A 14,148-nucleotide genomic window follows, 5' to 3' on the forward strand; every position below is an offset into this window, starting at 1 on the left:
TTATTTCCCTGCTTTCAATGCCGCCAATCGTTCGGCAATACGGTTGTTGCGGCTTAAGTCTTCCAATTCCTTCAATTTTGCCAACTGCTCCGCATCGGTGCTGCTGTGTACCGCGTTTTGGCGACCCATCACACGGTCGAAAGCGTTGCCGCTTTTTTCAGCATCACGGGCGATGCGGTTGAGGTCGCTGCCGCCTGCCGCTTTGCCTGCGCCAGCGTTCTGCTGCGCGGCGCGCCAGTCTTGCAACTGCTGCTGCATCTCGCGTTTTTTCGCCTGCAAGGCGGCGATAAAGCCTTCGAGCTCTTTTTCTTGTGCGGCACAATCGGCAATGGTGTTTTCCAAGATGGGCAGACGCGCTTCGATGTCCATCTGCTCGGCGATACCCGCTTCGGCAAGGTCATCGCGACCGGCATCTACGGCGGCTTGCAGATTGGCATCGATGGCCTCGTGGCGGTTGCTTTCATCGGCCATTTTCTTAGCGGCAAGGTGTTTCTGCGCCAACACTTTGCCCAACTCAGCACGCACTTCATCTACTGCGCGCTCAATTTCGCGGATGCTTTCGTTCATTACCGCTTCAGGCGCGAGGTTTTCCGCCGCATCAATCAGGGCATGAAAACCGCCGCTCACCAGACGGCCTACTCGGCGGGATAGGGTTTCGCTCATTTGGATTTTCCTTTCACTAAAATGTGTTTGTTTCATTTGGTATGGCGGCAGCCTTAAATTTCATTTGCCTGCTGCACAATCTTTGCCAGTTTCAAAGTATTTTCAAGCTGTTGCAGCACGGTATCGTCGTATGCCGCGCCTTTGCCGGTTACGGCGAGTTGCAGGATGCTGTCGGTAAGGCGGACGATGCGCCACATCAGTTCGCGCTCGTATTTTTTCAAATCGTCTAGGTCAGCTTCTGCTGGCAGATCGGCGGCGAGTGTTGCGCCTAAGTCGGGCAGTTGTTCAAACAGCCTCGCCACGATATGCGAATGCACTCCAGCCTGTTTTTCAGCGTGCAAGATTTCGTGTTTTGCTGGTTGGAAAAACTGCTCTTGCGCCGTCAGTGCAGAGCCGTAATCGCGTGTCTGCGTATGCGCCAAGCGCGCCAGCTTGAGCAATTCGCGGATTTTTTCAGACGGCGTATTCGCACCTTCGATTTTGAGTTCAGCAATAAAATCAGCATCTTCCTGAGTGATGCGCACACTAATTGGGATACGGTTCGTTGCATTCATATTCGTTTGATTTGGTTTGTATTCATTTGAATACAAATATACAAGATGGGATTATGAGGCGCAATACCTGAAACCGTATATTTATGTAAACATTAGGTCGTCTGAAACTTGATTTTCGGCTTTCAGACGGCCTTTTCCTTTATAATCCGTACATTATTTTCATACACACAGCAGGTTTTCCATGTCCAACAAACCCACACTCCTTCTCGTTGACGGCTCTTCTTATCTTTACCGCGCCTATCATGCTATGGGACAGAATTTGTCTGCGCCCGACGGTGCGCCGACTGGGGCGATGTATGGCGTGTTGAATATGTTACGCCGCCTGCGTGCGGATTATGTGCACGACTATTGCGCGGTGGTGTTTGACGCTAAAGGTAAGAATTTCCGCCATGAGATGTTCCCCGACTATAAAGCGACGCGCCCGCCGATGCCGGACGATTTGCGCCCGCAGGCGGAAGCCTTGCCGGATTTGGTCCGCCTGATGGGCTGGCCGGTGCTGGTCATTCCGCAGGTAGAAGCGGATGACGTTATCGGCACTTTGGCTAAGATGGCTAGCGAAGCAGGGTGGAACGTGGTGGTGTCCACCGGCGATAAGGACATGGCGCAGTTGGTGAATGAGCGCGTGACGCTGGTGAACACGATGAGCGGCGAAACGCTGGACATTGAAGGCGTGAAGGAGAAATTCGGCGTGCGCCCCGACCAAATCCGCGATTACCTCGCGCTGATGGGCGACAAGGTGGACAACGTGCCGGGCGTGGAAAAATGCGGCCCGAAAACCGCGGTGAAGTGGCTGGAAGCCTACGGTTCGCTGGCTGGTGTGATGGAACACGCTGCGGAAATCAAGGGCAAGGTCGGCGAAAACCTGCAAGCCGCGCTGCCCCAACTACCGCTATCGTATGATTTGGTGACGATTAAAACCGATGTGGATTTGCACACCGAGCTTTCAGACGGCCTTGAAAGCCTGCGCCGTACTACGCCTAAATGGGCGCAGCTGGTTGTCGATTTCAAACGCTGGGGCTTCCGCACTTGGCTGAAAGAGGCGGAAAGCCGTATGCACGAAGCGAAAAACACTGATTTGTTCGGCAGCGAGCATATCGGCGAACAAGCTGCATTGGCGATGGAAACGCAGCCTGAAAAACAACCCGAACTTGCCCCAGCCCCTGAAAAGCTGGATTATCAAGCTGTTACCATCGAAGCGCAGTTTGCCGCCTTGTTGGACAAACTGTCGCAGGCGGACACCATCGGCATCGATACGGAAACCACGTCATTAGACGCGATGAACGCCTCGCTGGTCGGCATCAGCATCGCGTTCCAGGCAGGCGAAGCGGTTTACATCCCTGTAGGACACAGCCTGACTGCCGCACCCGAACAACTTGATTTACAAGACGTATTAGGCCGTCTGAAACCGCATTTGGAAAACCCCACCCTGAAAAAAATCGGGCAAAACCTCAAATACGACCAACACGTTTTCGCCAACTACGACATCGCCCTGAACGGCATTGCCGGCGATTCCATGCTCGCTTCCTACATCATCGAGAGCCATCTCGGACATGGCTTGGACGAGTTGTCCGAACGCTGGCTCGGCTTAGAAACCATTACCTACGAATCGTTGTGCGGCAAAGGTGCGAAGCAAATCGGTTTTGCCGACGTTGCCATTGAGCAGGCGACCGAATACGCCGCCCAAGACGCAGATTTCGCCCTGCGCCTCGACGCGCACCTGCGCGCGCAAATGGACGCCAAGCAGCTTGAAATGTATGAAAAAATGGAGCTGCCTGTCGCGCAGGTATTGTTTGAAATGGAACGCAACGGCGTACAAATCGACCGCGCCGAACTCGCCCGCCAAAGCGCAGAACTCGGCGCAGAGCTGATGAAGCTCGAACAAGAAGCCTACGCCGCCGCAGGTCAGCCGTTCAACCTCAACTCGCCCAAACAGCTGCAAGAAATCCTGTTCGACAAAATGGGCATCCCCACCAAAGGCCTGAAAAAAACCGCCAAAGGCGGCATTTCCACCAACGAAGCCGTGCTCGAACAGCTCGCGCCCGACTACCCCCTGCCCAAAATCATCCTGCAAAACCGCAGCCTGGCGAAACTCAAATCCACCTACACCGACAAACTGCCCGAAATGATTTCCCCCAAAGACGGCCGCGTGCATACCACTTACGCCCAAGCCGTCGCCATTACCGGCCGCCTCGCCAGCAACAACCCCAACCTGCAAAACATCCCCATCCGCACCGCAGAAGGCCGTCGCGTGCGTCGCGCCTTTACCGCACCGCAAGGCAGCGTCATCGTTTCCGCCGACTATTCGCAAATCGAGCTGCGCATCATGGCGCACCTCTCCGGCGACAAAACCCTGATTACCGCGTTCCAAAACGGCGAAGACGTACACCGCCGCACCGCCGCCGAAGTATTCGGCATTGCCCCCGAAAACGTCTCGTCCGAACAACGCCGCTACGCCAAAACCATCAACTTCGGCCTCATTTACGGCATGGGCCAATACGGCCTCGCCAAATCATTGGGCATCGACAACATCTCCGCCAAAAACTTTATCGACCGCTACTTCGCCCGCTATCCCGGCGTCGCCGAATACATGCAACGCACCAAAGAACAAGCCGCCGCGCAAGGCTTTGTCGAAACCTTGTTCGGCCGCCGCCTCTACCTGTCCGACATCCACAACAAAAACGCCAACACCCGCGCCGGAGCCGAACGCGCCGCCATCAACGCCCCCATGCAGGGCACCGCCTCCGACCTCATTAAACGCGCCATGATAGACGTTTCCCGTTGGCTTTCATACGACCTCCTGCAAACCAAGCTGATTATGCAGGTGCATGACGAATTGGTGTTGGAAGTACCCGAAGCCGAGCTGGATTTAGTCAAAGAAAAACTGCCGCAGATTATGGCGAAAGTGGACGAAGGAATGTTAAACGTGCCGCTGGTGGCGGAAGTGGGTGTGGGGATGAATTGGGAAGAGGCGCATTGATAAATTATGAATTTATTATTTTAAATATTAAATCAGAAAGAATTTTTATATGAATGTCTTATTATATGTGGTTATCTATCCTATTTTGGCAATTGCATTATTTTTTATATTAAATTGGTTGGGTAAACATTCTTATTCTCTTGGCTATCATAAAATTGATTTTATCGTAGATAGAGAAGACTCTGTTGCTTTTAATTTTTCTCTAAAAGTACTAACTCCTGCAATTTTTATTATTCTAATATCTGTGATTCTTTATAGTTTTCAGCTGGATAGGCTTACAGAAAATATTTACTTAATTACTATTTACTCTGTTTTATTAAGATTATCTGTTAATTTGTTTATGGGTAGGCTGCATATCCTGGATTGGAAGTTGCAGATATTTTATGCAATCACTATTAGCAGTGTTAGTTATTTTGTATATATCAAGTTAATTTTGCCTAAAAAGCCATTAATTCCAGATTTTAATACTATTTCTAATGAGTTATGGATAATAATTGGTTTATTTATGTTTAATATTGTAAATAAAATTGAATTATCTGAAACTAAGAAAAAAGAAAGAATATCGAAATATATATTTATTAAATATAAGAATTTTAGTTCTTTATATGATAAATGTATTCAATCCAGTCTTGAAGGTGGCTTGGAAAATATTTATAAAAAGGTAGAGATTACAGAAAAATGGGATACAAACAATAATGATTTTAGAATTAATAATCTTAAGTTTCTTCAATTAGTTGTTTATTCTATAATGATATTTGAAGATTTTAATAGACCAAAGAATGCTAGATTGATTGAAAATTTTGTAGCTAAGCATAGTCCTAGGGAAATAACACTAGGCATCATGCAGGTAAAAACGGATAAATTAATTACTGATGAACAAAGTATTTTGTTAGGCATTGATAAAATAATAAACTCATTTTCTAGCTATTTAGTTGACTATAAATCAGGTTATGGCTTCTTTAGTAACTGTATATATTTGATATTAGAAGATTATAATTTGGGAGAGGAATATTCTGACTCTGTAAAAAATATATATGATATTTTATCGATGAAAATTTACCAGAAAGACTTTATTGATATATGGTTTGATATTCTGAAGACTTCAATTTATGAAAAGGGATGATAAATGTAATGTTAAGCTAGTAGCCAGCCGTAGGTTGAACACTTTAATTCGATAAAAGTTGCGATCATATCAAAATTATTTGAATTCAAATACATCCAAGGTCGTCTGAAAACCTTTCAAGGTTTTCAGACGATGTTATATTCAACATGACTAGATTTTAAGAATTTGATTTAATGGCAACCACCATTTCAATGGGTGTAATTAAAAAATAATTATGGTATCGAAAATAAAAAAATGAATAGAATTGGTAACATAAGATGGATTTTTTACTTGCTTGTTTTTTAATAGCTGTCGCGATTTTTCTTTTCAGACTTATGCGACGGAGTACAGATTAAAAAATCTGCTCCTGACCATATTTCTGATTCTGAAATAGCGTTCCTACTGGATGACAGGCGCGACGCTGATGGGCATCGTAGTCGTCAAACTCTTCCTGATCGAGCTTTCCAACAGCGGCGGTATTGAGCGCATTGCCTCCTTCATCATTGTTGGCCTGCTGCTGCTTCTGGTCGGCTGGTTTGCCCCCGTTCCGCCCAAAGCAGAAAATGATGGCGAACACAAAGCCTAATCATTAACTTCAAATAAAAAGGCCGTCTGAAAAAGCAGCGTTATCTGTTTTCAGACGGCCTTTATTTTTTAGAAGGTGCAATCTGCTTTGTTCTAGAATGTCTAATCGTATTGAGTTATGATGCCTTTTAATATTATATAAATGGATAAGCCGTAGGCCGTCTGAAAAAAGAAAACGGGTCTGCATACCACGCATGATGCGCCCGACAGATTGACTATGGATGGCAATATAAAGATAAAAACCGCTACCGAAGGAAATAGAAAATGCCTAACCGTAATGAGCTTCCCTTGATTTATTCTTGTTCCGGATGTTCCGATGTGGCGCAGCTGGCCAACAACACAGCCGTAGCGCTCGACCATGCCGGAGAATTTGAAATGTCGTGCATTTCCGGCGTGGGCGGTAAAGTCGCGCCGTTGGTACGCAAAGCGCAGTCCGGACGGCCGATGTTGGTTATTGACGGCTGTCATCTGCATTGCGCCAAATCGTGTTTGGAAAATGTGGGCGTTGAAATCCCGGAAGGGCATCATGTAAAACTATACGAACTGGGCTACAAAAAACGCTTTGGCAAAAGCTATGACGAAGCTACGGTAGAAGAAGTTTATCAATATGTTTTGACGAAGAAGGGCGATGTATTGAGCAGTTAATAACTTTTAATAACAAAAAATTTAATCAAGAGGAAACAATCCATGGAACAATTATTCATTCCCGGCAGTATTATTGCCGATTATTTTTATCTCGGCCTTTTCCTGCTGGTTGTCGCGTCTTTGATTGCGGGCTATGTCGATGCTATTGCGGGCGGAGCAGGGCTGATTTTGATTCCCGCATTTTTGATGGTAGGTTTACCGCCTCAGGTCGCGTTGGCACAGGAAAAATTGGTGAGTACCATCGGTACGGTGGCTGCGATTAAAAATTTTATGAAGAGCAGTTCGATTGTATGGCATATTGTGCCGGTTGGCATTGTTGCGGCTTTAATTGGGGCATTTGTCGGTGCAAAAGTCATTTTGATTCTTCCGGTGGAAACCATCAATTACATTATTCTTGCGTTTTTGCCCATAGGCTTGCTGGCAACTTTGTTTAAAGGTGTTTTGCTGAAAAAAGAAGACGAGCGTGGCGAGATAAAAAAATCCGTTATCGCCGTATTTTTAACTTGTCTGATTGTTGGTTTTTATGACGGTTTTTTTGGCCCGGGTACAGGTAGTATTTTCATCATTGCTTTGTTTGTCATTAACAAATTGTCGTTGTTGCAGGCTTCGGCTACTTCCAAGATTTTCAATTTTGCTTCTAACATCGGGGCATTTGTTGCCTTCTTGATAGCAGGGAAAATGGCGTTCCTAATCGGAATCCCGATGATTTTGGCAAATTTGTTGGGCAACCATTTTGGCAGCCTCCATGCTATCAATTCAAACGGGGAAGTTATTCGTAAGGTTTTGGTCGTAACGGTTTTGCTGATTATCGTTTCAATGGCATATAAGGCTTTTTCGGCTTAATAGGTAGATGTTAAAAGGCCGTCTGAAAAATTTTCAGACGGCCTACTCTTTATTAGTTATCTAAAAACTCATCTTCATGCCGCAAGTTGCGGATAAAGGTTTCAAAATCGGGGGCAAGTTCGACTATTTCAAAATCCCATTCTTGTTCGACAAGCACCACTTTCGGCTCGCCGTCTTTTCCACACTCTCGATAGTCCAAGGCAAACAGGGCATGACCTCCTGACGGGTCGGTGGCCAAATACACGCCGATAGGCGGATACTCCCATTCTTCCAGCCAAAGTTTTTGCCCCATCGCGCCGCACAGACTTCCTTCTTTTTCAAAACCGATTCCCGACATCTCGCAAATTTGCACATGATCTTTCGCCCACGAATTTTTCTGCGTGGTCGGAAAGCAGTTTTTAACAAATATCCCGCCGTTTTGTACTGCCATCAATTCAATAAAACTTTGCGGCAATTTATAGCCTAGCTCACTTTCTACGGCAGCCAAAATTTCAGGGGTAAACGGGGCTTCTTTGTAGTTTTCATCTGCCCAACTATTAGTTTTCCATACGGAGGACAAATCAAAATCTTTAAAAACTTGGGACATAATGTTCTTCCTTATTGATTTCAGTTATAAACAGGGGTTAGGTATCTATACCCGACTTTTATCGTCCGTCATTCCCGCCTGCGCGAGAATGACGGCGGAGGTTTCGGCAAAAATTGCTCCTCCCTTTTTCAGACGACTATTTGCCTTGTTCTTACTACAGTTTTTCTGCCGTAGGTCGGATTCTCAAATCCGACATTTTCCAACAGCGTTTTTTCGGAAACGATAGACGCACCAAATGTTTTTTGTCGGATACAAGTATCCGACCTACATCTCTATTTGCCTCGTCAATGTGCATTGTAGCGTGGGCTTTGCCCAAGATAATGTCAGCTAAAAAGGTCGTCTGAAATTTTGAGTTTGATTCGTAGGCAAAGCCCACGCTACGGGTTTCAGACGACCTCTGTCATCTCCCTTCTACATCTCTTCCAGTTTCGCAAACTTGGTATCCAGCTCTTTCACGCCCTGTTTGCCGAAGTTGATGGTCAGTCGGGCGGATTCGCCTTTGTCCACGGCATCGATGATGACGCCGGTGCCGAATTTGGCGTGGCGGACGTTTTGGCCGATGCGGAAGCCTGCGTAGGTTTGCGGCTGTTTGAAGTCTTCGATGATTTTGTCCCGTTGTACGGCGGTTGGGCGTGTATTGCCGTAGCTGTCGTAGGCGGGTTTTTTGACGGACAGATAGTGCAATACTTCGGGCGGGATTTCTTCGACGAAGCGGGAGACGATGCCGAATTGGGTTTGTCCGTGAAGCATTCGTTGTTGCGCCATGGTGATGTAGAGGCGTTTGCGGGCGCGGGTGATGGCGACGTACATGAGGCGGCGTTCTTCTTCGAGGCCGCCGCGTTCGGCAAGGCTCATTTCACTGGGGAAGCGGCCTTCTTCCATGCCGGTGAGGAAGACGGCGTTAAATTCCAAACCTTTGGAGGCGTGGACGGTCATCAGTTGTACGGCTTTTTCGCCTGCGCCTGCTTGGTTTTCGCCGGATTCGAGGGCGGCGTTGCTCAAGAAAGCGAGGATGGGGAAGGCGGGGTCGTCTGAAATGTTTTCGGGCAGGGTTTCAAAGTTGCTGTCTTCGGGTTTGAATTCGATGGCGGCGTTGACGAGTTCATCGAGGTTGTCGAGGCGGTCTTGGTTGTCGCCTTTTGGGGTTCGGTAGTGTTCGGTCAGTCCGCTGTCTTTGAGGATGCCGACGATGATTTCGGACAGGGGCATTTGTCCGACTTGGTTGCGAAGGGCTTCAATCAGGCGGACGAAGGCGGCGATTTTGGTGGCTTTTGAGCCGGCATTGCAGGCTGCCTGCCAGAGGGTGATGCCTTGTTCGTTTGAGGCCGTCTGAAGGTTTTCGATGGTGCGTGCGCCGATGCCGCGCGGTGGGAAGTTAATCACGCGCAAGAGGGCGTTGTCGTCGTCGGGATTGACGGCGAGACGCAGGTAGGCGAGGGCGTGTTTGATTTCTTGGCGTTCGTAAAAGCGCAAGCCGCCGTAGATTTTGTAGGGGATGCCGCTGCGGAACAGGCTTTGTTCGATGACGCGGGATTGGGCGTTGCTGCGGTAGAGGACGGCGATTTCGTCCAAATCCCAGCCTTCGCGTTCGAGGGCTTTGGTTTCATCCACGATGAATTGGGCTTCTTCGAGGTCGGTAAAGGCGGAGTAGTAGCGGATTTTGTCGCCTGCTTCGGCGTCGGTGCGCAGGTTTTTGCCGAGGCGTTCGTCGTTGTTTTCGATGACGGAGTTGGCGGCGGCGAGGATGTTGCCGACGGAGCGGTAGTTTTGTTCGAGTTTGACGGGCGCGTCGATGTGGAATTCTCCCATCAGCGCGGTCATGTTGCCGACGTTTGCGCCACGGAATCGGTAAATGCTTTGGTCGTCGTCGCCGACGGCAAAGACGGCGGCGTGGTTGCCGGCAATCAGTTTCAGCCACGCGTATTGCAGCTTGTTGGTGTCTTGAAACTCGTCGACCAGAATGTGGTTGAATCGGTTTTGGTAGTGCTGGCGCAGGATTTCGTTGTTTTGCAGCATTTCGTAGCTGCGGAGCATGAGTTCGGCAAAATCGACCACGCCTTCGCGTTGGCAGATTTTGTCGTATTCGGCGTAGCACTCAATCATGCGACGTGTGTGCGGATCAGGTGCGCTCAAGACGGAAGCGCGTAAACCGAATTCTTTTTGCGCGTTGATAAAGCCTTGCAATGAACGCGGTGCGATGATTTCTTCGGCGATGTTGAGGCTTTTGAGCAGGCGTTTGATCAGGGAAAGTTGGTCGCCGCTGTCGAGGATTTGGAAGGAAGAGGGCAGGCCTGCGTCGCGGTGGTGCAGGCGCAAAAAGCGGTGGCAGAGGCCGTGGAACGTGCCGAGCCACATGGCGCGGATGTTGACTGGAATCATTGCGCCCAAACGGGTCTGCATTTCTTTGGCGGCTTTGTTGGTAAACGTTACCGCCATAATGCTGTGCACGCTGGCTTGTCCGCTTTGCAAAAGCCAGGCGATACGCGTGGTCAGTACGCGCGTTTTGCCGCTGCCTGCGCCTGCCAAAACGAGGGCGGATTGCGGCGGCCAGGTTACGGCGGAGAGTTGTTCGGGGTTTAAGCCTTGCAGGAGGTTGGGGGCGGATTCGTTGGGAAACATGAAGAGGCCGTCTGAAAATAAATGGGAATGCGATATTTTAAAGGAAATACAAAAGGCCGTCTGAAAAGATGTTTCAGACGGCCTTTGTGTTGGAAGCCGATTAGAACGGACGTACTTCCAAACCGAACATACGGCGCGCGGTGTTCAGCATTTGGCAGCTGAAGCCCCACTCGTTGTCGTACCATGCGAACACTTTAACCATTTTGCCTGCGGTGACTTTAGTCAGCGTAGAGTCGAATGTGCTGGCTTGGGTAGTGTGGTTGAAGTCCATAGAAACCAGCGGCAGGGTATTGTAGGCCAATACGCCTTTCAGACGGCCTTCTTCGGAAGCGGCTTTCATCAGCGCGTTGATTTCTTCGGCGGAAGTGTCGCGGCCTGCTTGGAAGCTCAGGTCAACCAGGGAAACGTTGACGGTCGGTACGCGGATGGCGAGGCCGTCGAGTTTGCCTTTCAGGTCCGGCAATACCAAACCGACGGCTTTTGCAGCGCCGGTTTTGGTCGGAATCATGTTTTCCACACCGCTACGCGCACGGCGCAGGTCTTTGTGGCGTACGTCGGTTACGGTTTGGTCGTTGGTCAGCGCATGGATGGTGGTCATCACGCCGTTTACGATACCGATGTTTTCGTTCAATACTTTGGCCACAGGTGCCAGGCAGTTGGTGGTACAAGACGCGTTGGAGATAACGGTCATGTCGTCGGTAATCACGTCGTCGTTTACGCCGTAAACGATGGTTGCGTCTACGTCATCGCCGCCGGGAGCGGAAATCAGCACTTTTTTCGCGCCGCTTTCCAAGTGGATTTTGGCTTTCTCTTTGCTGGTGAACGCGCCAGTACATTCCATTACCAGGTCAACGCCCAATTCGCCCCATGGCAATTCGGCTGGGTTGCGGGTAGAGAAGTAAGGGATTTTTTTACCGTCGATGATGAGGTGTTTCTCATCGTGGGAAACTTCAGAGTTGAAGCGGCCGTGAACAGTGTCAAATTTGGTCAGGTGGGCGTTGGTCTCGATGCTGCCGCTGGCGTTGATGGCAACGATGTCGAGTTGGTCTTGCAGTTTGTAGTCAAAAATAGCGCGCACTACTTGGCGGCCGATGCGGCCGTAGCCGTTGATGGCAACTTTGATACCCATGGCTTTTCCTCTTCTTTTGGGTTTGGGTTTGGGTGGGGAGTGAATGGTGGCAATTATAGCAAAAATGTAGTGCTGTGTAATTAATGTTTTATTGAAAATTTTAGGTTCGATTATTTTTAATTGTAGATGATTAGAGTAGAAATACAGGTTTAAATTTAATGTTATTTAATATTTTTTGAAATTTCATTTTTTATTAATTCTGTTTTTAGTGTTTTATGCTCGTTTTAAATCATGGTAATGAATGAAACGGGAAAAGGCGGATTGTTTTTGTTTATATTAAACAGAATTTGAGTGTGGCTTTTGATTACAACATACAACAGTGTAATTTTCAGACGGCCCGGGTTTAATCGAGCAAAAGGAAAAGACCGTCTGAACATTTTTGATGACATGGAATTTAAACGCCTTGGATTCCCGGTTTTCCTTGCCGGATAAGGGGAGGGCGGTTTTTAGCAAAGGGGAAAATTGTCGGAACAAGGGAGGGAAAAACGGTGGATTGAGCTGTGTTTGGGGGTTATATAAATAAGTGTATGAAGGTTTTAGTCGTAGTGTATGAAGATTTTGCTTGTGATTTTAATTTAATTATGACTTGTCAACACTGTTAAATTTTTTTACGATAAGGTCAGATTATGTTTGCATGGCCATAAGCGGTGCATCCTCTATACCGGATATTATCCTTGTCCGAATATCTACTTTAACCGACCGGCTTGCCCGGCCTGATTCCTAAATATATACGCGCAAGGCTGAACGGCCTTGGCGGCACTCGACTTTTAAGAGGTTCATCGTGTCAAATTCTCAATCCAGCGAACGCGCGACGTTTAGCAGTCGCCGCGCCTTTATGTTTGCTGCCATCGGCTCGGCCGTGGGCTTAGGCAACATTTGGCGATTCCCTTACATCGCTTTCGACAACGGCGGCGGTGCTTTCGTCCTCCCTTACTTGGTTGCGCTGTTGACGGCAGGTATTCCGCTGTTGCTGCTCGACTACGCCATCGGCCACCGTTACCGCGGCTCGCCACCTTTGGCTTTCCGCCGCCTCGGCCGTTTGTTTGAGCCGATGGGTTGGTGGAACTTCCTGACCAACGTCATCATCTGTATCTACTACGCCGTGATTGTCGGCTGGGCGGCAAGCTATGCCTATTATTCTTTGACTTCGGCATGGGGTGCAGATCCGCAGGCATTCTTCTTCAAAGACTTCCTGCAAATGGCCGATGCCAAAGACTTGGGCTTGGATTTTGTCGGCAAAGTAGCCGGTCCGCTGATTGCCGTGTGGGTGTTTACGCTGGCGATTATGGCTTTGGGCGTACAAAAAGGCGTGGCCGGTTCATCTACATTCTTCATGCCTTTGTTGGTGGTGATGTTCGTCATCATGGTGGGCATTGCGCTGACTCTGCCGGGTGCGGCAAAAGGTTTGAACGCTTTGTTTACGCCTGACTGGAGCCGTTTGGCGGATCCGAAAGTCTGGGTAGCCGCATATGGCCAGATTTTCTTCTCGCTCTCCATCTGCTTCGGCATCATGATTACTTATTCTTCTTACCTGAAGAAAAAAACCGACTTGGGCGGTACTGGCTTGGTTGTCGGCTTTGCCAACAGCAGCTTTGAGTTGCTCGCCGGTATCGGCGTATTTGCCGCATTGGGCTTTATGGCTCAAGCCGCAGGCAAAGAAGTCAGCGAAGTGGCATCCAACGGTATCGGTTTGGCGTTTATCGCGTTCCCGACCATCATTAACCAAGCCCCTATGGGTGCGTTGATCGGCGTGTTGTTCTTCGGCTCTCTGGTGTTTGCCGGTGTCACTTCGATGATTTCCATCGTTGAAGTGATTGTGGCTGCGATTCAAGACAAAATGAACATTGGCCGTGTCAGCGCAACGCTGATTGCAGGCGTGCCAATGGCAATTATTTCTACCTTGCTGTTCGGTACGACTACCGGCCTGCCTGTGTTGGATGTGTTGGACAAATTCATCAATACCTACGGCATTGTGGCTTCCGGTTTTATTTATGTTTTGGCGATTGTCTTGTTGAACAAGCTGCCGGAACTGCGCAACCACTTGAACGCGCTGTCTTCCATCCGTGTCGGTAAAGTGTGGACTGCCAGCGTGGTGGTTACCGTCGCTATGCTCGGCTATATGCTGTATCAAGATACTGCCAGCCTCTTAAAAGAGAATTACAGCGGCTATCCTGACAGCTTCCTCAATATCTTCGGTTGGGGCATGGTAGGCACTCTCTTGGTATTGTCCGTCCTGCTATCTTTCTTGCCGTGGAAACATGGTCAGAACTTCAACGTCAAAGACGAACATGAACACGAACGTGAAGGAGACGAATAATGAGTACTTCAGCCATTATTATGATGCTTGTCGCATTGATCGTCATTTGGGGCGGATTCATCGTCTCCGTCCTGCGCCTGCCTAAAGAATAAGGTTTGAGCAAATGAAAAGGCCGTCTGAAATTTAAA

The 14,148-nt window shown here is 48.6% G+C and carries 11 protein-coding genes and 1 pseudogene; 7 read left to right on the forward strand and 5 right to left on the reverse strand.

Annotated elements, in window-relative coordinates:
- Together LPB400_RS02675 and LPB400_RS02680 are read right to left on the reverse strand one after the other, a co-directional pair.
- Entirely contained in the window at positions 1-663 is a 663-nt protein-coding gene (locus LPB400_RS02675) for a PspA/IM30 family protein (RefSeq protein ID WP_219089316.1), read from the reverse strand.
- Positions 664-716: 53 nt separating this feature from the next.
- Positions 717-1,217: a hypothetical protein gene (locus LPB400_RS02680; protein WP_219089318.1), complete on the reverse strand. Its 501-nt coding sequence runs from the start codon at positions 1,215-1,217 to the stop codon at positions 717-719.
- Positions 1,218-1,398: 181 nt separating this feature from the next.
- Here LPB400_RS02680 and polA point away from each other — a divergent pair, with 181 nt between their 5' ends.
- The 5 genes and pseudogenes from polA to LPB400_RS02705 all read left to right on the forward strand — a co-directional run bounded on the left by polA (position 1,399) and on the right by LPB400_RS02705 (position 7,369).
- On the forward strand, positions 1,399-4,194 hold the full coding sequence (polA, locus tag LPB400_RS02685) for a DNA polymerase I (RefSeq protein ID WP_219089320.1): 2,796 nt from the start codon (positions 1,399-1,401) through the stop codon (positions 4,192-4,194).
- A gap of 49 nt (positions 4,195-4,243) precedes the next feature.
- Entirely contained in the window at positions 4,244-5,317 is a 1,074-nt protein-coding gene (locus tag LPB400_RS02690; RefSeq protein WP_219089322.1) for a hypothetical protein, read from the forward strand.
- Positions 5,318-5,690: 373 nt separating this feature from the next.
- Positions 5,691-5,882 (forward strand): annotated as a pseudogene (locus LPB400_RS02695) (DUF2339 domain-containing protein); the annotation flags it as partial.
- 263 nt (positions 5,883-6,145) lie between these two features.
- On the forward strand, positions 6,146-6,526 hold the full coding sequence (locus tag LPB400_RS02700) for a putative zinc-binding protein (RefSeq protein ID WP_003748129.1): 381 nt from the start codon (positions 6,146-6,148) through the stop codon (positions 6,524-6,526).
- A 42-nt stretch (positions 6,527-6,568) separates the two neighbouring features.
- A complete protein-coding gene (locus LPB400_RS02705) occupies positions 6,569-7,369 on the forward strand; it encodes a sulfite exporter TauE/SafE family protein (protein WP_070459741.1) in 801 nt (266 codons plus the stop codon).
- A 52-nt stretch (positions 7,370-7,421) separates the two neighbouring features.
- Here the strand turns inward: LPB400_RS02705 and LPB400_RS02710 are convergent, their stop codons facing one another.
- The 3 genes from LPB400_RS02710 to gap form a co-directional block, all read right to left on the reverse strand.
- The gene (locus LPB400_RS02710) at positions 7,422-7,955 is read right to left on the reverse strand and encodes an SMI1/KNR4 family protein (RefSeq protein WP_070459738.1); all 534 of its coding nucleotides are present in this window, start codon (positions 7,953-7,955) and stop codon (positions 7,422-7,424) included.
- 411 nt (positions 7,956-8,366) lie between these two features.
- Positions 8,367-10,574: a DNA helicase II gene (gene uvrD / locus LPB400_RS02715; RefSeq protein ID WP_070459703.1), complete on the reverse strand. Its 2,208-nt coding sequence runs from the start codon at positions 10,572-10,574 to the stop codon at positions 8,367-8,369.
- A 100-nt stretch (positions 10,575-10,674) separates the two neighbouring features.
- The gene (gap, locus tag LPB400_RS02720; RefSeq protein WP_003682614.1) at positions 10,675-11,703 is read right to left on the reverse strand and encodes a type I glyceraldehyde-3-phosphate dehydrogenase; all 1,029 of its coding nucleotides are present in this window, start codon (positions 11,701-11,703) and stop codon (positions 10,675-10,677) included.
- Positions 11,704-12,484: 781 nt separating this feature from the next.
- Between gap and LPB400_RS02725 the strand changes: the two genes are divergently transcribed.
- Both LPB400_RS02725 and LPB400_RS02730 read left to right on the forward strand, forming a co-directional pair.
- Entirely contained in the window at positions 12,485-14,020 is a 1,536-nt protein-coding gene (locus LPB400_RS02725) for a sodium-dependent transporter (protein ID WP_083290018.1), read from the forward strand.
- Positions 14,020-14,112, forward strand: coding sequence for a methionine/alanine import family NSS transporter small subunit (locus tag LPB400_RS02730; RefSeq protein WP_036472778.1), 93 nt, complete (start codon positions 14,020-14,022; stop codon positions 14,110-14,112). The genes LPB400_RS02725 and LPB400_RS02730 overlap by 1 nt, the downstream gene beginning before the upstream one ends.
- Positions 14,113-14,148 lie beyond the last annotated feature (36 nt).

This window comes from Neisseria perflava (assembly GCF_019334725.1).
GTDB classification, from domain to species: Bacteria; Pseudomonadota; Gammaproteobacteria; order Burkholderiales; family Neisseriaceae; genus Neisseria; species Neisseria subflava_A.

Coding starts and splice junctions, on each gene's coding strand:
- LPB400_RS02680 (WP_219089318.1), bottom strand. CDS start 1,217: ATGAATGCAACGAACCGTATCCCAATTAGTGTGCGCATCACTCAGGAA.
- LPB400_RS02675 (WP_219089316.1), bottom strand. CDS start 663: ATGAGCGAAACCCTATCCCGCCGAGTAGGCCGTCTGGTGAGCGGCGGT.
- LPB400_RS02705 (WP_070459741.1), top strand. CDS start 6,569: ATGGAACAATTATTCATTCCCGGCAGTATTATTGCCGATTATTTTTAT.
- uvrD (WP_070459703.1), bottom strand. CDS start 10,574: ATGTTTCCCAACGAATCCGCCCCCAACCTCCTGCAAGGCTTAAACCCC.
- LPB400_RS02710 (WP_070459738.1), bottom strand. CDS start 7,955: ATGTCCCAAGTTTTTAAAGATTTTGATTTGTCCTCCGTATGGAAAACT.
- gap (WP_003682614.1), bottom strand. CDS start 11,703: ATGGGTATCAAAGTTGCCATCAACGGCTACGGCCGCATCGGCCGCCAA.
- LPB400_RS02700 (WP_003748129.1), top strand. CDS start 6,146: ATGCCTAACCGTAATGAGCTTCCCTTGATTTATTCTTGTTCCGGATGT.
- LPB400_RS02690 (WP_219089322.1), top strand. CDS start 4,244: ATGAATGTCTTATTATATGTGGTTATCTATCCTATTTTGGCAATTGCA.
- LPB400_RS02730 (WP_036472778.1), top strand. CDS start 14,020: ATGAGTACTTCAGCCATTATTATGATGCTTGTCGCATTGATCGTCATT.
- polA (WP_219089320.1), top strand. CDS start 1,399: ATGTCCAACAAACCCACACTCCTTCTCGTTGACGGCTCTTCTTATCTT.